The organism is Mesorhizobium sp. BR1-1-6 (genome assembly GCF_020165355.1).
Classification (GTDB): Bacteria; Pseudomonadota; Alphaproteobacteria; order Rhizobiales; family Rhizobiaceae; genus Mesorhizobium.
In genome coordinates, this window is record NZ_JAIUHZ010000001.1 from 338,141 (window position 1) to 353,971 (window position 15,831).

13 protein-coding genes are annotated in these 15,831 nt (G+C 64.6%); 7 read left to right on the forward strand and 6 right to left on the reverse strand.

Annotated features, from left to right (window positions below):
• Positions 1-23 precede the first annotated feature (23 nt).
• Positions 24-230: a type II toxin-antitoxin system Phd/YefM family antitoxin gene (locus tag LB545_RS01665; protein WP_224704312.1), complete on the forward strand. Its 207-nt coding sequence runs from the start codon at positions 24-26 to the stop codon at positions 228-230.
• 6 nt (positions 231-236) lie between these two features.
• On the opposite strand, the gene LB545_RS01670 is transcribed toward LB545_RS01665, so the two are convergent.
• Complete coding sequence (locus LB545_RS01670; protein WP_140554877.1) at positions 237-2,420, reverse strand: primosomal protein N'; 2,184 nt, start codon at positions 2,418-2,420, stop codon at positions 237-239.
• 90 nt (positions 2,421-2,510) lie between these two features.
• Here LB545_RS01670 and fsa point away from each other — a divergent pair, with 90 nt between their 5' ends.
• Positions 2,511-3,167 carry a fructose-6-phosphate aldolase gene (gene fsa, locus LB545_RS01675; RefSeq protein WP_140518241.1) on the forward strand — a complete coding sequence of 219 codons (657 nt, stop codon included), beginning with the start codon at positions 2,511-2,513 and terminating at the stop codon, positions 3,165-3,167.
• A gap of 73 nt (positions 3,168-3,240) precedes the next feature.
• Here the strand turns inward: fsa and LB545_RS01680 are convergent, their stop codons facing one another.
• From LB545_RS01680 to leuS, 3 genes are all read right to left on the reverse strand, one after another.
• Complete coding sequence (locus LB545_RS01680; protein ID WP_224704314.1) at positions 3,241-5,802, reverse strand: DNA translocase FtsK; 2,562 nt, start codon at positions 5,800-5,802, stop codon at positions 3,241-3,243.
• 263 nt (positions 5,803-6,065) lie between these two features.
• Positions 6,066-6,644, reverse strand: coding sequence for an LPS assembly lipoprotein LptE (lptE, locus tag LB545_RS01685; protein WP_140492946.1), 579 nt, complete (start codon positions 6,642-6,644; stop codon positions 6,066-6,068).
• Positions 6,631-9,255, reverse strand: coding sequence for a leucine--tRNA ligase (gene leuS / locus LB545_RS01690; protein WP_140492943.1), 2,625 nt, complete (start codon positions 9,253-9,255; stop codon positions 6,631-6,633). Before leuS ends, lptE begins: the two co-directional genes overlap by 14 nt.
• A gap of 153 nt (positions 9,256-9,408) precedes the next feature.
• Here leuS and LB545_RS01695 point away from each other — a divergent pair, with 153 nt between their 5' ends.
• The 3 genes from LB545_RS01695 (at position 9,409) to LB545_RS01705 (ending at position 11,593) form a co-directional block, all read left to right on the forward strand.
• Complete coding sequence (locus tag LB545_RS01695; RefSeq protein WP_140492940.1) at positions 9,409-10,071, forward strand: YggS family pyridoxal phosphate-dependent enzyme; 663 nt, start codon at positions 9,409-9,411, stop codon at positions 10,069-10,071.
• Positions 10,072-10,171: 100 nt separating this feature from the next.
• Positions 10,172-10,426, forward strand: a complete 255-nt coding sequence (locus tag LB545_RS01700) for a type II toxin-antitoxin system Phd/YefM family antitoxin (protein WP_140492937.1) — start codon at positions 10,172-10,174, stop codon at positions 10,424-10,426.
• A 117-nt stretch (positions 10,427-10,543) separates the two neighbouring features.
• Positions 10,544-11,593 carry an aldo/keto reductase gene (locus LB545_RS01705; RefSeq protein WP_140492934.1) on the forward strand — a complete coding sequence of 350 codons (1,050 nt, stop codon included), beginning with the start codon at positions 10,544-10,546 and terminating at the stop codon, positions 11,591-11,593.
• Between the two features lie 154 nt (positions 11,594-11,747).
• Here LB545_RS01705 and LB545_RS01710 read toward each other — a convergent pair whose 3' ends face one another.
• A complete protein-coding gene (locus LB545_RS01710; RefSeq protein ID WP_140492931.1) occupies positions 11,748-12,653 on the reverse strand; it encodes a LysR family transcriptional regulator in 906 nt (301 codons plus the stop codon).
• A 124-nt stretch (positions 12,654-12,777) separates the two neighbouring features.
• On the opposite strand from LB545_RS01710, the gene LB545_RS01715 reads away from it, so the two are divergent.
• Both LB545_RS01715 and LB545_RS01720 read left to right on the forward strand, forming a co-directional pair.
• Positions 12,778-13,959, forward strand: coding sequence for an MFS transporter (locus tag LB545_RS01715; RefSeq protein WP_224704315.1), 1,182 nt, complete (start codon positions 12,778-12,780; stop codon positions 13,957-13,959).
• Positions 13,960-14,017: 58 nt separating this feature from the next.
• Positions 14,018-15,052, forward strand: coding sequence for an aldo/keto reductase (locus LB545_RS01720; protein ID WP_140492924.1), 1,035 nt, complete (start codon positions 14,018-14,020; stop codon positions 15,050-15,052).
• Positions 15,053-15,284: 232 nt separating this feature from the next.
• On the opposite strand, the gene LB545_RS01725 is transcribed toward LB545_RS01720, so the two are convergent.
• Positions 15,285-15,557, reverse strand: coding sequence for an usg protein (locus tag LB545_RS01725; protein WP_140492921.1), 273 nt, complete (start codon positions 15,555-15,557; stop codon positions 15,285-15,287).
• Positions 15,558-15,831 lie beyond the last annotated feature (274 nt).

Here is a 15,831-nt window from a genome sequence, read left to right on the forward strand (position 1 = left end):
AAGGCGATGTTGAGGGCTACTCGATGAAAACAAAATCCAGCAGCAAAGCACGCAGCGAACTGTGCGCCGTGGTCGCTGAAGCCAGCAAAGGCAGCTCGACAACAATCACCAAGCGGGGACGCCCCGTGGCCATAGTGATATCGATCGAGGACGCCCGTCGACTCTATCCTGAAGAGTTTAGGCAACGTCCCGAACTGAAGGACACGACCAGCAATCCGCGCGAACGCTGAGCGACCTTACAAAAAGCTCTGCGGATCGATGTCGACCTGCACCCGGACCGAGCCGCGCTGCTTCGGCCCGTTGGCGAGCATGGTCCGGATAAACCTTTGCATGTCGGCGCGGCGCTCGCCCTGGATCAGCAGGCGGAAACGGTGACGGCCGCCGAGCAACGACAGCGGCGCTTCGGCCGGCCCGAGCACGAACAGGTCGGATGCCTCGGGCGCGGCACGGCGCAGGGCGCGGGCATGGCCCTCGGCTTCCGCCCGCGTCACCGCGCTGACGATGACGCCGGCGAGCCGGCCGAAGGGTGGCAGAGCCGCCCGCTCGCGCTCGGAAATCTCGCGCTCGTAGAACGCATCGGCATCGCCGGAGACGATCGCCCGCATCACCGGATGGTCGGGCTGGAAGGTCTGCAGCAGGCCGAGACTCTTCTTGCCGGTGCGCCCGGCGCGGCCGGTCACCTGGCTGAGCAGCTGGAAGGTGCGTTCGGCGGCGCGCGGATCGCCATTGGCAAGGCCGAGATCGGCATCGACGACACCAACCAAGGTCATGTTCGGGAAATTGTGGCCCTTGGCGACGAGTTGCGTGCCGATGACGATATCGGCCTCGCCATTGGCGATGGCTTCCAGCTCCAGCCGCAGCCGCCGCACGCCGCCCATCAGATCCGACGACAAAACGATGGTGCGCGCATCCGGGAAATGTGTGACGACTTCCTCGGCGATGCGCTCGACGCCCGGCCCGCAGGCGACCAGATGATCGAGCGTGCCGCATTCCGGACAGGCTTCCGGACGGCACTCATTGTGCCCGCAATGGTGGCAGACGAGCTGGCCGCGAAAGCGGTGCTCGACCAGCCAGGCCGAGCAGACCGGGCAACCGAAGCGGTGACCGCAGACGCGGCACAGCGTCAGCGGCGCATAGCCGCGCCGGTTGAGGAACAAAAGCGATTGTTCCTTCCTCTCCAGCGTCCGTCGCATATGGTCGAGCAGCACCGGCGACAGGAAGCCGCCGCGCGCCGGCGGCGCGCGCCGCATGTCGATCGCTTTCAGGTCGGGAAGTGCCGCCTCGGCGAAGCGGGCGGACAGCACCGCCCTGGCGTAGCGGCCCTGGCTGGCATTGACGCGGCTCTCGACCGATGGCGTCGCCGATGCCAGCACCACGGGGAAGCCACCTATATGGCCGCGCACGACAGCCATGTCGCGGGCATTGTAGAAGACGCGGTCTTCCTGCTTGTAGGCGGGGTCGTGCTCCTCGTCGACGACGATCAGGCCAAGCTCCTTGAACGGCAGGAACAGCGCCGAGCGTGCGCCGGCCACGACCCGCACGCCGCCTTCCGCCACCTGCCGCCAGACGCGTTCGCGCATCCTCGGCGGCAGGTCGGAGTGCCATTCGGCGGGCTTGGCGCCAAAACGCTGCTGGAACCGTTCGAGGAAAGCGTGGGTCAATGCGATTTCGGGCAGCAGGATCAGCACCTGCTTGCCCCGGTCGAGTGCCGCCGCCACCGCCTCGAAATAAACCTCCGTCTTGCCCGAACCAGTGACGCCGTCGAGCAGTGCGACGTTGAAGCCGCTGCCCGCGACATTGGCGCGCAGCAGCCGCGCGGCTTCGTTCTGGTCGGGCATCAATTCCGGCGCGGCGTAGGCTGGGTCGGGCTCCGCCACCACGGGCCGCGGCGGGATCATCACCGTTTCGAACACGCCTTGCGCCTTCAGCCCTTCGATTACCGTCGACGACACGCCGGCCGCATGGGCAAGGCCGGATCGCGTCCAGGCCAGTCCGCCTTCGGCCGTCTCCAGCACGCGGGCCCGCGCATCCGTCATCCGGTCCGGAACGGCCGCGGTTCGCTGCAATCCCTCGATCCACGGTTCCGGATCGAAGGCCTCCGGCGCCCTCAGCAGCATGCGCGCCACCATGCCCGGCGCCGACAGCGTATACTGCGCCACCCAGTCGACGAAACGGCGCATCGCCCGATCGATCGGCGGACAGTCGAAGACCTGTTCGATCGGGCGCAGCTTTTTCGCGTCGACCGTCTCGACCGCGCCGTCCCACACGATGCCGGCGACCTGGCGGGGGCCGAGCGGCACGCGCACGATCGAGCCCGGCACCACCCGCATGCCGGCGGGCACGGCATAGGTGTAGGGGCGTTCGGCCGGCATCGGCACCAGCACCGGTGCGGCTGCGACAAAGGGCGAATCTTCGATCATGAGGCGTGACCTTGCCCCGACTTTGCTCTAGATCAAAGGGCAACGCTGAACGTGCCTTCCCAAGCACGAGGAAATCGTCAGGAGACCGCCATGAAATTTTTTGCCGACACCGCCGACATCAAGGAAATCCGCGAACTGATTGATCTGGGGCTGCTCGACGGCGTCACCACCAACCCGTCGCTGATTCTCAAATCGGGCGGCAAGATCTCCGAGGTCACCAAGCAAATCTGCGACATCGTCGAAGGTCCGGTTTCGGCCGAGGTCGTAGCCACCGAATACAAGCAGATGATGGCGGAGGCCGAGGTGCTGGCCAAGATCGCGCCGAATGTCGCCATCAAGGTGCCGTTGACGCTGGATGGATTGAAGGCCTGCAAGACGATCCGCACCCAGATGAACCGCATGGTCAATGTCACGCTGTGCTTCTCGGCCAACCAGGCGCTGCTCGCCGCCAAGGCAGGCGCCTCCTTCATCTCGCCCTTCGTCGGCCGCATCGACGATACCGGCTCCGACGGCATGGAAGTGATCCAGGAGATCCGTCAGATCTACGACAATTACGATTTCCAGACCGAGATCCTGACGGCTTCCGTGCGCACCGTGAACCACGTCAAGCAGGCGGCGCTCATCGGCGCCGATATCGTCACCGCGCCGCCCGCGACACTGAAGGCGCTGGTCAATCACCCGCTGACTGACAAGGGTCTTGCCGCCTTCCTCGCCGACTGGGCCAAGACCGGCCAGAAAATCGGCTGAGCGAGCTTATATCCGACACGAAAAAAGGCCGGGCAACCGGCCTTTTTCATGCGCTGCGGATCAAGAGGCCCGGTCAATCCGTGCCGTCATCCTCAACTGCGGTTACCGGCGGGCGCCGGCCCATGATGATCTCGCGCTTGCCGACATGGTTTGGTGCACCGACCAAACCCTCCTTCTCCATGCGCTCGACCAGGGACGCGGCGCGGTTGTAGCCGATGCCGAGGCGGCGCTGAATGTAGGACGTCGAACACTTCTTGTCGCGCAACACCACCTTGACCGCCTCGTCATAGCTGGTATCGCCGTCCTCCGACGCAACGGCGCCCTTGTCGAAGACCGCGCCCTCATCGCCTTCGTCTTCCTCTTCATCCTCGTCGGCCGTCACGGTTTCCAGGTATTCGGGGCGACCCTGCGCCTTCAGATGCGCCACGACATGCTCGACCTCCACGTCGGAGACGAAGGGGCCGTGCACGCGGGCGATGCGCCCGCCGCCCATCATATGCAGCATGTCGCCCTGACCCAGCAGCTGCTCGGCGCCCTGCTCGCCAAGGATGGTGCGGCTGTCGATCTTGGAAGTGACCTGGAAGGAAATCCGGGTCGGAAAATTGGCCTTGATCGTGCCCGTGATGACATCGACCGAGGGGCGCTGCGTCGCCATGATCAGGTGAATGCCGGCCGCGCGCGCCATCTGCGCCAGGCGCTGGATGGCGCCTTCGATCTCCTTGCCGGCGACCATCATCAGGTCGGCCATCTCGTCGACGATGACGACGATGTAAGGCATTGGCGCGAGGTCGATTTCCTGCTGCTCGAAGAGCGGCTCGCCGGTGCCTTTTTCGAAGCCCGCCTGCACGGTCATGACGACCGTCTCGCCGCTTTCGCGGGCTTGGGCGGCGCGTTGATTGTAGCCGTCGATATTGCGCACGCCGAGCCTCGCCATCTTGCGATAGCGGTCCTCCATCTCGCGCACCGCCCATTTGAGCGCGGTAACGGCCTTTTTTGGATCGGTGACGACCGGGGTCAGAAGATGCGGGATGCCGTCATAGACGGAGAGTTCGAGCATCTTGGGATCGACCATGATCAGCCGGCATTCCTCCGGCTTCAGCCGGTAGAGCAGCGACAGGATCATCGTGTTGATGGCAACCGACTTGCCGGAACCGGTGGTGCCGGCAACGAGCAAGTGGGGCATCTTTGCCAGTTCGGCGATGACAGGCTCACCGCCGATCGTCTTGCCGAGGCAGAGCGCCAGCTTGCAGCCGGTCTTGCGGAAGCCCTCCGATTCGATCAGCTCGCGGAAATAGACGGTTTCGCGCGCCTCGTTCGGAAGCTCGATGCCGATGACGTTGCGGCCCGGCACGACGGCGACGCGCGCCGAGATCGCCGACATGGAGCGGGCGATGTCGTCGGCGAGACCGATGACGCGGGAGGATTTGACGCCCGGCGCCGGCTCGAATTCATAGAGAGTGACGACCGGACCGGGGCGAACATGGATGATCTCGCCGCGCACGCCGAAATCCTCGAGCACGCTTTCCAGAAGATCGGCATTCTGCTCGAGCCGCTCCTGCGACATGTAGAAGCCTTGTCCCTCCGGCGGCTGCTGCAACAATTCTTCTGAGGGGAGTTCGTACGTCTCGCCCGTCGCGGTCGGCACGATCCTGCCGACCAGTGGCGCTCGCGACGATGCGCGCGCAGCCGGAGCCGGTACGGCTTGCTCCAAACTTTGCGTGACCAGTGCCGGAACGGCATTGCTTGCGACGGCGGGAATTGCGGCCGGAGCCCGGGCTTGCTGCGGCACGCGGTTCGCCGCCGGCTGAACCGCGGCCTGGTTGGAGTTGGCCGGACGGACATCCGGCACGGCGGACGGAGCTGGCGACCCGGGAAGGCATTCGATGACACGGAACAACGCGGTCGGATCGGCCGTTGGCGCGGGGCGGTTGTCGATCCGCTCGGTGACCACAGGCGCGGTCGTGCGTGCAACCGAAACGGCCCGAGGCGCGGGTGACGGGCCTTCGACCAAATAGGGCGCCATGATCTCGAAAAAGACGTGATCCGACAGATAGGGCCAGCGCACATTTTCGCGGCTCGGCGTCTTGACCGGGGCTGTCGCTGCTTGGGCGGACGCTGCCGGTGCGGATGCCCGCGCCGCCGCAGTCATCCTGTGGCCCGCAGGCGTAGCGGCGGCCCGCGCCTTTTCGCCGGCATGCCCTGACGGAACCGGCGCCGGGGCCGGTTGCACCACGGCTCTGTTGCCGACGGGCGGCCTGGCGGCGCCCGAAGAAAGGTTTCGGCTTGGTATTGGCGCCGATGAAGACGTCCCAGCCGCGGTGGATTGGCCAGGTGCCTGCGGTGCTGGTGATTCGCTTTGCTCGACGGCAATCGCCTGGTCCCGCGGACGGCGCGTGCTGGCTTCATAGTCCGGCGTGCGCGTAAACCGCACATTGGGCGCCAGGAAGAAATAGTCTTGCCAGGCAGGGCTTTCGTTGCCGCCGAGATCGACAGGGGATGGGGAAGGGCCGGCTCCTGCTGCTCTTGCCCGCTGGCTGTCCGCCTTGTTGTCCACACCCGTGAAACGCTTCACCCCGGGGTCATCGGGCGACGCTGCCTTCAATGAACTGACCCGAGGAAAACGCTTGGATTCCATGCTCAAGACTCACGCTGAAATGTCTGCTGAGCAATAGAGAGCGAGTGGTTAACAGTTGCTTCCCGTCGGCCCCCCAAGAGCGGCGAAGCGTGACTTTCACAGCGGTGTCGGACGATCGGATCCGTGCGGCCGATCGTCATCCCACGATCGTCAACACACCCGCGCGCTTCGGCTAAAGGCGAACGGAGAACCGGCTCCGGAGCCGTGGCAAAGGCGGCCTTCAGGCACCAGATTGTTATGCCACCGTGAAACGGAGAGCGGCGCTAACCAGTCGTCTTGCCGTGCCGTGCCAGATCCTGGGCGATGGACAGTTGCAGCGCGTTGGCAAGCTCGCGCGCGGCGCGGTTCTCGGCATCGATCTGTGCCCGGTACGCGGCGAATTCCTGGCGCGGCCTGTCGAAGGACGAAGTGATCGCCCGCCTGCCGGTCGCGATCACCGCGCCGGTTTTGGCATCGGTCAGCGTGTAGCCGGCGGTCAGCGTCACCGAACCCGCGGTCGGCTCGTCCTGGTCGGTTCCGACCTGCACGAGCGCCGAGGATTCAACGGCTTCGGTCACGCCGAGATCGAGCGAGTAGGCCGGCGAGGCCGGTTCGCCGGCGCCGCGCCCAAATCCGAAGATCAGGTTGTTGCGCACCTGCTGGCCGTAACGCGTCCTGACGGGTTTGATAGCGATCGATGCCAGTTCGGCATTGGCGCTTGAGCCGGTCGACAGCGGCGCGCTCGAGTAGAGCGGCCGCACCTGGCACGCCGAAACCAGCGCAAGCGAGCCGACAAGGCCGGCAAGCGCGGCACGGCGCAGCAAACGGCTCAGCTCTGTCTTCTCCCGATCAGGCAACGACATTGACGATCCTCTGCGGCACGATGATCACCTTGCGCGGAGCCTTGCCTTCGAGCGCCTTCTGCACGAAGTCGAGAGCGAGCACGGCTTTTTCGACCGCACCTTGGTCCGCGTCGCGGGCAATTGTCAAATCCCCGCGCTTCTTGCCGTTGACCTGAACCGGATAGGTGACCTCATTGTCGACGACCAGCGCCGGATCGAAGATCGGCCACGGCCGTTCGGCGACGAGATCGGCACCGCCGAGCGCCTCCCAGCATTCCTCGGCCAGATGCGGCATGATCGGCGCGATCAGGTGCACGAGCACCTCCACGGCCTCCCGGCAGGCGCCTTTGAGCGCGGCATCGGCCTTGCCTTCGGCCACGTCATTGAGCGGCGTGGTCAGCACGTTGGCGAGCTCATAGATGCGGGCGATGGCGCGGTTGAATGCGAGTTTCTCGATGTCTTCGCCGACCGCTTTCAGGATCTTGTGCGTGGCCTTGGAAACCGCCCCGGCTTCACCGCCACCGCCCGCTATGGGTGCGATGCCGGCCAGCGATTCGGCCGCGGTCGAGACCAGGCGCCAGATGCGCTGCATGAAGCGATGCGCGCCGGCGGCGCCATCGTCGGTCCATTCGACGTCGCGTTCGGGCGGCGAATCCGACAGCATGAACCAGCGCGCGGTGTCGGCGCCGTAGCCGTCGGTGATGTCTTCCGGGCTGACCGTGTTCTTCTTCGACTTCGACATCTTTTCCAGGGAGCCGATCTCCGCCGTCTCGCCCGTGGCGATCTCGACGGCGCGGCGCTTGCCGCCGACGTCCTCCAGCCGCACCTCGGTCGGCGCCAGCCAGCGGCCGTTCGATGCCGATCCCACGCGATAGGTCTCGTGCACCACCATGCCTTGCGTGAACAGGCCCTTGAACGGCTCGGCTAGGTCGAGATGGCCGGTCTCGCGCATGGCCCGGGTGAAGAAGCGCGAATAGAGCAGATGCAGGATCGCGTGCTCGATACCGCCGATATACTGGTCGACGGCCAGCCACTCGTTCGCCGCCTTCGGGTCGGTCGGCTCATTCGCCCAGGGCGCGGTGAAGCGGGCGAAATACCAGGACGAATCGACGAACGTGTCCATCGTGTCGGTTTCGCGCCGCGCATCCTTGCCGCATTGCGGGCATTTGACATGCCGCCAGGTCGGGTGGCGGTCCAGCGGGTTGCCTGGGCGGTCGAACTCGACATCGTCGGGCAGCTTCACCGGCAGGTCTGCCTTCGGCACCGGCACCACGCCGCAATCCTCGCAATGGATCATCGGGATCGGACAGCCCCAGTAGCGCTGGCGCGAAATGCCCCAGTCGCGCAGGCGGAAGTTGACCTTGCGCTCGGCCATCGGCCGGTTGCCGATCGTCTTCTGCTCCAGCAGCTTCGCCACCTCGTCGAACGCCCGCTCTGGCTTCATGCCATCGAGGAAGCGCGAATTGATCATCACGCCGTCGTCGACATAGGCTTCGTCGATGACCTGGAAGGTCTTGGGATCAGCACCTTCCGGCATCACCACCGGGATCACCGGCAGGCCGTATTTGTTGGCGAAATCGAGGTCGCGCTGGTCGCCGGACGGGCAGCCGAAGATGGCGCCGGTGCCGTAGTCCATCAGCACGAAATTGGCGACGTAGACCGGCAGCGTCCAGTTCTCGTCGAACGGATGCACGACGCGGATGCCGGTGTCGAAGCCTTTCTTCTCGGCCGTCTCCAGCGCCGCCACCGAAGTGCCCATATGGCGGACTTCGTCAATAAAGCTCGCCAGCGCCGGATTGGTCTCGGCGGCCTTCCTGGCCAGCGGATGGTCGGCGGCGACCGCCATGAAGGAGGCGCCGAAGATGGTGTCGGGCCTCGTCGTATAGACTTCCAGCTCCTGCTCGCCGGCGACGGGAGCCGCCAGCGGCCAGCGGACCAGCAGGCCTTCCGAACGGCCGATCCAATTGTGCTGCATCAGCTTGACCTTCTCGGGCCATTCGTCGAGGCGATCGAGCGAATCCAGGAGATCCTGCGCAAAGTCGGTTATCCTGAAGAACCATTGCGTCAGCTCGCGTTGTTCGACCAGCGCGCCCGAGCGCCAGCCGCGCCCGTCGATGACCTGCTCGTTGGCGAGCACCGTCATGTCCTCCGGATCCCAATTGACCTTCGAGGATTTGCGCGTCACCAGGCCCTTCTCGACAAAGTCGAGGAACAGCATCTGCTGGCGGTGGTAGTAGTCGACATCGCAAGTCGCGAATTCGCGCGCCCAGTCCAGCGACAGGCCCATGACCTTGAGCTGTTCGCGCATGGTGGCGATGTTCTGGTAGGTCCATTCCTTGGGATGGACCTTGTTCTGCATCGCCGCGTTCTCGGCCGGCATGCCGAAGGCGTCCCAGCCCATCGGATGCAGCACGTTGAAACCCTTGGCCCGCTTGTAGCGCGCCACCACATCGCCCATCGTATAGTTGCGCGTATGCCCGATATGGATGCGTCCCGATGGATAGGGGAACATCTCCAGCACGTAGTATTTCGGGCGCGGATCATCGTTGTGCGCCTCGAACAGCTTCCTGTCGGCCCAGGCCTTCTGCCATTTGGGCTCTGACGCGCGCGGATTGTATCGTTCGGTTGCCATGGGACGTTTTTCACTTAAAAAGCATGCGGACTGCGGGCGACAGCTCGGCAGTCCATTGGATGTGGTCCGGGTGTTCACCATGGTTTGGCAAACCCGTCAACCATATGGGTATCGCGTCTGGAAAAAACGCGGTCAAAACAGCGGGATTTGGACATGGGCGACGCCGTTCAGCAGGTTTTAGCGGTCAAGGCGAAGATCGCCGCCGCCGAGCGCGAAGCCCGGCGCGACGCTGGCGCAGTGACGCTGGTCGCGGTTTCCAAGACCTTTGACGCCGCCGACATCAGGCCCGTCATCGAGGCAGGCCAGCGCGTCTTCGGCGAGAACCGGGTGCAGGAAGCGCAGGGCAAGTGGCCGGCGCTGAAAGAGGCTTTCCCCGATGTCGAACTGCATCTGATCGGACCGCTGCAATCGAACAAGGCCAGGGAAGCCGTGGCGCTGTTCGACGTCATCGAGACGGTCGATCGCGAGAAGATCGCCGCCGAACTCGCCAAGGAGATCGCCCGGCAAGGCCGGGCGCCAAAGCTCTACGTCCAGGTCAACACCGGCTCCGAGCCGCAGAAGGCCGGCATCGAGCCGCGCGACGCCGTGACCTTCGTCGCCCGCTGCCGCGATGTCCACGGCCTCGCCATCGAAGGCCTGATGTGCATTCCGCCGGCGGACGAGAACCCCGGCCCGCATTTCGCCCTGCTGGAAAAATTGGCGCGGGAGGCAGGCGTCGCCAAACTGTCGATGGGCATGTCCGGCGATTACGAGACGGCCATCGCCTTCGGCGCCACCGGTGTCAGGGTCGGTTCGGCGATCTTCGGCAGTCGATAAAACCGTCCGCCCTGGGTTGGCCCTGTCGTCTGTGAGTTCTAAGCCTGTGATACACAGACGGACTGAACACATCTTGCGAGTCAAGCGAGGAGTAGTCTTCTTGAGCTGGCAGCTGCGGGACGCAAGAAACAACCTCTCGAAGCTGGTAAGACAGTCGCGCGAAAAAGGGCCGCAAACCATTACGGTGCGAGGGCAGCCATCTGCCGTGGTGCTAGCGGTTGAGGACTACGAACGGTGGGTTGGCGCAAAGCCCTCCCTTGCGCAATATCTTCTCTCCGTCCTCGTCTGGGATGACGAATTTGTCGAGGAGGTCAATCGCCGCCCGAACACAATGATCCGAGCGGTCCATCTCTGACAAGTTTCTGTCACCGGCAAGATGGTCCAGTTCTACCGGCTGATTACGCCAGCGCTGGAAACGAAACGTACCGTTCCTATTTGATCTGTGTCATCACAAATCTCTGGAGCTTTCGCCATGCATTACAACCAGCTTGGAAATACGGGGATGTTCGTCTCCGAACTCTGCCTCGGCACCATGACCTTCGGTGCAGCCGGCCAGAATGCCCAATGGGGCCTGATCGCCAGTCTCGACCAGAAAGGCGTCAACGAGATCGTCGGCCGCTCGCTCGCCGCCGGGGTCAATTTCTTCGACACGGCCGATGTCTATTCCTTCGGCGAATCCGAGCGCCTGCTCGGCCAGTCGCTCAGGGATCTCGGCGTTGACAGGTCGAGCGTGGTCGTCGCCACCAAGGTTCACGGCGCCATGGGCGAAGGCCCGAACCAGCGCGGCTCCTCGCGCGGCCACATCATGGACTCGGTCGATGCCAGCTTGGAACGGCTGCAGCTCGATCATATCGATCTCTATCAGTTGCACGGAACCGACGCGGTGACGCCGATCGATGAGACGCTCAGGGCACTGGACGATCTCGTCGCCAGCGGCAAGGTCCGCTATGTCGGCGTATCCAACTGGCAGGCCTGGCGCATCGCCAAGGCGCTTGGCATAGCCGACCGCAAGGGCTTTGCCCGCTTCGAGACCATCCAGTCCTATTACTCGATCGCCGGTCGTGATCTCGAGCGCGAGATCGTGCCGCTGATCAACGAGGAGAAGCTCGGTCTTATGGTCTGGTCGCCGATGGCCGGCGGACTGCTGTCCGGCAAATACGGCCCTGGTGCGCCCGGCAATGGCGAGGGCCGCCGCGCCTCCTTCAACTTCCCACCGGTCAACGAGGACCGCGCCTGGGCGGCGGTCGCGGTCATGCGCGAGATCGCCAAAAAGCATGACGTCAGCGTCGCTACCGTGGCACTAGGCTATGTCCTGGCCAAGCCCTTCGTGATGAGCGTGATCATCGGCGCCAGCCGCATGGATCAGCTCGAACAGAACCTTGCCGCCACGAACCTCAAACTTGATACCGATGATCTCGCCAGACTGGACGAGGTGAGCGCGCTGCCGGCCGAATATCCCGGCTGGATGCTGGAGCGGCAGGCGGCCGGCCGGCGGCCGGCGCCGTTCGTGCCGAAGGCCTGATCGCTTTTCGAGCTGGCTTCGAAGCCGCGTGCCTTAGGTACGCGGCTTCTCAGTTAGAGCAATTCCAAGAAAAGTGTGTGCGGTTTTCTGTCCAGAATTGCGTCAAAACAAAGAGTTAGAGCGGTTCGCCGTTTCCACGAAACGGTGAACTGCTCTAGAGGCGAACGGCCTCCGAGAGAAAATCGAGAAAAGCCCGCACCCGCGCAGGCAGATGCTTGCCCTGGCCGACATAGACGGCATGGGTGGCCTCCTCGTCGCCTGGGTTGAATTCCTCCAGCAACGGGACGAATGCCCCGGCGTCGATGTCCGGCTGGACATGCCAGCGCGCCAGCCTAGCGATTCCGCCTCCCGCCAGCGCGATCCGCCGCATCGCCTCGCCGTCGGTCAGCGTTGCGTTTCCGACAACCGGGACGATGACCGGCGCACCTGCCGCATCGACAAAAGGCCAGCCGTCTATATGCCGCGCAAAGCCGAAGGCCAGCATATTGTGACGCCCGAGATCGGCCAGCGTGCGCGGCGTCCCACGCGCTTCGACATAGGAGGGTGCCGCGACCAGCACCATCCGGCTCTGCCCCAGTTTGCGCGCTACCAGCCGTGACTCGCGCAAGGGCCCGGCGCGTATCGCCACATCGGCGCGCTCCTCCAGAAGGTCGATCACGCTGTCTGTCAGCACGGCGTCGACGGAAATCTCGGGATAACGCTCCAGAAACCGAGGCAGCAGCGACATCAGCCGGTGGTGGCCGAACGGCACGTAGCTGTTGACCCTCAACCGGCCGCGCGGCGCCGCCCCGGCGGCCGCCTCGCGCTCGGCCGCGTCCATGTCGGCGAGGATGCGCATGCCGCTGTCGTAGAAAGCAGTGCCTTCCGGCGTCAGTTGCAGCTTGCGCGTCGAGCGGGTGACCAGCCGCGCGCCGAGCCTAGCCTCCAGCCGCGCGATCAATTTGCTCACCGCGGACGGGGTCATGCGCAAGGCACGTGCCGCCGCCGAAAAGCTGCCCGCCTCGACGACGCGCACAAACACTTCGATCTCGCCGGAACGATTGATGTCGGATCTCGCCATCTGTGAATCTATTTCACAGAAAGTATGCCTGGAGCAAGTCTGGTTCACATCGCATGGCCACACGATCTTCCCGGTCGGGGCGCGGCCTGGACAGGGCGCCCGTCACCGCCGAAGTGGAAACATCATGCCTCTCGCTCTCTATGCTCTCGCCGCCGGCGCCTTCGGCATCGGCGTCACCGAATTCGTCATCATGGGCCTGCTCATCGACGTCAGCAAAGATCTCGGCGTCTCGATCTCGGCCGCCGGCCAACTGATTTCCGGCTATGCGCTGGGCGTCGTCATCGGAGCACCTCTGCTGACGATCGCCACCGGCAACTGGCCGCGCAAGACGGTGCTTCTGGCGCTGATGGCGATCTTCACCATTGGCAATCTGGCCTGTGCGCTGGCGCCTGATTATTGGACGTTGATGGGCGCGCGCGTCATCACCGCCTTTGCCCATGGCACCTTCTTCGGCGTCGGCTCGGTGGTCGCCACCGGATTGGTCGCGCCTAACAAGAAGGCGTCGGCGATCGCGCTCATGTTCACCGGCCTGACCATCGCCAACATTCTCGGCGTTCCCTTCGGCACCTGGCTCGGCCAGGCTTTCGGCTGGCGCGCCACCTTCTGGGCGGTGACCGCGGTCGGTCTCGCGGCCTTTGCCGTCATCCTGGCACTGGTGCCGCGCAGCCAAGCAACTCCCGTGAAGAGCGACCTGCGCGCCGATCTCGCCGTGCTGCGCCGCACGCCCGTCCTGCTCGGCTTCGCCACCACCGTTCTCGGCTATGCCGGCGTCTTCGCCGTCTTCACCTACATCGCCCCGTTGCTGACCGAGATCAGCGGCTTCCAGGAAGCGGCCGTTTCGCCGATCCTGCTCGTCTTCGGCGGCGGCCTCATCGCCGGCAATATCGCCGGCGGCAAGATCGCCGACCGCTGGCTGGTGCCGGCGGTGCTCGGCAGTCTTGTGGTGCTCGCCCTGGTTCTGGCGACCATGAGCTTTGCTATCCACAGCCAGGTGTTGGCCGTGATCTATGTCGGCCTGCTGGGCGCCGCCGCCTTCGCCACCGTGGCGCCTTTGCAGATGTGGGTGCTGGAAAAGGCCCAAGGTGCTGGCCAGAGCCTCGCCTCGTCCTTCAACATCGCCGCCTTCAACCTCGGCAACGCGGCCGGCGCTTGGCTCGGCGGCGCGGTCATTGCCCAAGGTCTTGGCCTGGGTTCGCTCACCTGGGTCGCCGCCCTGCTGCCGGTCGCGGCACTCGCCGTGGCGGGACTGGCCCTGCGTCTCGACCGCGGCACCGCGCTCGGCGCGCCCGTCTGCGTTCGGTCGTGAAGCTCGCCGGCAAAGCCGGATCGATTCGACTTCTTTCAAAATCACAAGGAGTAAGAAAATGGACTATCGAAATCTTGGCGCATCGGGCCTGAAGGTGCCGGTGCTCTCGTTCGGAGCGGGAACCTTCGGCGGTTCCGGCCCGCTGTTCGGCGCATGGGGCAACAGCGACGCCAGGGAAGCGCGGCGGCTGGTCGACATTTGCCTCGAGGCCGGCGTTAATCTGTTCGACACCGCCGATGTCTATTCGAACGGCGCCTCGGAAGAGGTGCTCGGCGAGGCGATCAAGGGCCGGCGCGATGCCGTGCTGATCTCGACCAAGACCTCGCTGCCGATGGGCGACGGGCCGGCCGACTATGGTTCCTCGCGTTCGCGGCTGATCAAGGCCGTCGACGCCGCGCTGAAGCGGCTCGGCACCGATTACATCGACCTGTTGCAACTGCACGCCTTCGATGCCGGCACGCCGATCGAGGAAGTGCTATCGACGCTGGACGGCCTCGTGCGCGCCGGCAAATTGCGCTATGTCGGGGTCTCCAATTTCTCCGGCTGGCAGGTGATGAAATCGCTCGGGCTGGCCGACAGGCACGGCTATCCGCGCTATGTCGCGCATCAGGTCTACTATTCGCTGGTCGGCCGCGACTATGAATGGGAGCTGATGCCGCTTGGCCTCGACCAGGGCGTCGGCGCGCTGGTCTGGAGCCCGCTCGGCTGGGGCCGCCTGACCGGCAAGATCCGTCGCGGCCAGCCATTGCCCGACAAAAGCCGGCTGCACGACACCGCGAGCTTCGGACCGCCGGTCGAGGACGAGCATCTCTACCGGGTCATGGAGGCCCTCGATGCGGTGGCGCAGGAGACCGGCAGGACCGTGCCGCAGATCGCCATCAACTGGCTGTTGCAGCGCCCGACCGTGTCGTCCGTCATCATCGGCGCCCGCAACGAGGAGCAGTTGCGTCAGAACCTCGGCGCCGTCGGCTGGACGTTGACGCCGGAGCAGATCGGGAAGCTCGATGCGGCAAGCGAGGTCACCGCGCCCTACCCTTATTTTCCCTACCGCCGCCAGGAGGCCTTCGCCCGGCTGAGCCCGCCGGCGGTTTGAGCGTGTCCGACCGCTAGAGCCGAAGGTTAGCGGGGCGGCGCCCGCCTCTGTCCTGCCGGACATCTCCCCCACGGGGGGAGATTGGATGTCACCTCGGCTTTCGCCAATTTCCAACGTGAAGGGATGGCGCTGTTAGCAAAGCTGCCGATCTCCCCCCTCGTGGGGTAGATGTCCGGCAGGACAGAGGGGGGCGCCGTAGAGTGCCGACCTTACGGCCTCGAAGCAGCGGCCCCTAATGCAGCACGAATTCGCCGTCGACCTTGCGCCACTCGTTGGGCGCGATGAGCTTCTGGTGCGTGTAGCTGACCGAATGCAGCGGCCCCTCGAGCTTGGTCTTCCAGAACTCGATGAAGCGGATCAGCACCGGAAACTTCGGCGCGATGTCGTAGTCCTGCCATATGAAGCTCTGCAACAGATGCGGATGGTCTGGGAAATGATAAAGGATATTGGCCGTAGTCAGGCCATAGCCCCGCAGCATCAGGTCCATTTCAAGCTGGTCGCGCATTTTTGCTCCCCGGGTTGATTCTCCTTCCTCCCAACAATGGATTGTGCGCGCGGTTGCTTAACCGTCTATTGATTTTTTCTTGATCGAAACCGGCTTTAGCACGCGAAAACATGAAGTTAGCAGCGGTCCGGTGCAAGTGCTGACAGCAGCCGCGGACCCATGTGCGGCATCCCGCCGCGCAAACCCAACGTCTAATGTTGCCGTCATCGCGGAACTGTTAATAATGCGCGCGAATTCGCGGCCGCGTCGCCGCGATCCCGCTGGCGGTTCAAGC

Coding starts and splice junctions, on each gene's coding strand:
- LB545_RS01725 (WP_140492921.1), bottom strand. CDS start 15,557: ATGCGCGACCAGCTTGAAATGGACCTGATGCTGCGGGGCTATGGCCTG.
- LB545_RS01695 (WP_140492940.1), top strand. CDS start 9,409: ATGGGCGACGCCGTTCAGCAGGTTTTAGCGGTCAAGGCGAAGATCGCC.
- lptE (WP_140492946.1), bottom strand. CDS start 6,644: ATGTCGTTGCCTGATCGGGAGAAGACAGAGCTGAGCCGTTTGCTGCGC.
- leuS (WP_140492943.1), bottom strand. CDS start 9,255: ATGGCAACCGAACGATACAATCCGCGCGCGTCAGAGCCCAAATGGCAG.
- LB545_RS01665 (WP_224704312.1), top strand. CDS start 24: ATGAAAACAAAATCCAGCAGCAAAGCACGCAGCGAACTGTGCGCCGTG.
- LB545_RS01715 (WP_224704315.1), top strand. CDS start 12,778: ATGCCTCTCGCTCTCTATGCTCTCGCCGCCGGCGCCTTCGGCATCGGC.
- LB545_RS01705 (WP_140492934.1), top strand. CDS start 10,544: ATGCATTACAACCAGCTTGGAAATACGGGGATGTTCGTCTCCGAACTC.
- LB545_RS01710 (WP_140492931.1), bottom strand. CDS start 12,653: ATGGCGAGATCCGACATCAATCGTTCCGGCGAGATCGAAGTGTTTGTG.
- LB545_RS01720 (WP_140492924.1), top strand. CDS start 14,018: ATGGACTATCGAAATCTTGGCGCATCGGGCCTGAAGGTGCCGGTGCTC.
- fsa (WP_140518241.1), top strand. CDS start 2,511: ATGAAATTTTTTGCCGACACCGCCGACATCAAGGAAATCCGCGAACTG.
- LB545_RS01670 (WP_140554877.1), bottom strand. CDS start 2,420: ATGATCGAAGATTCGCCCTTTGTCGCAGCCGCACCGGTGCTGGTGCCG.
- LB545_RS01680 (WP_224704314.1), bottom strand. CDS start 5,802: ATGGAATCCAAGCGTTTTCCTCGGGTCAGTTCATTGAAGGCAGCGTCG.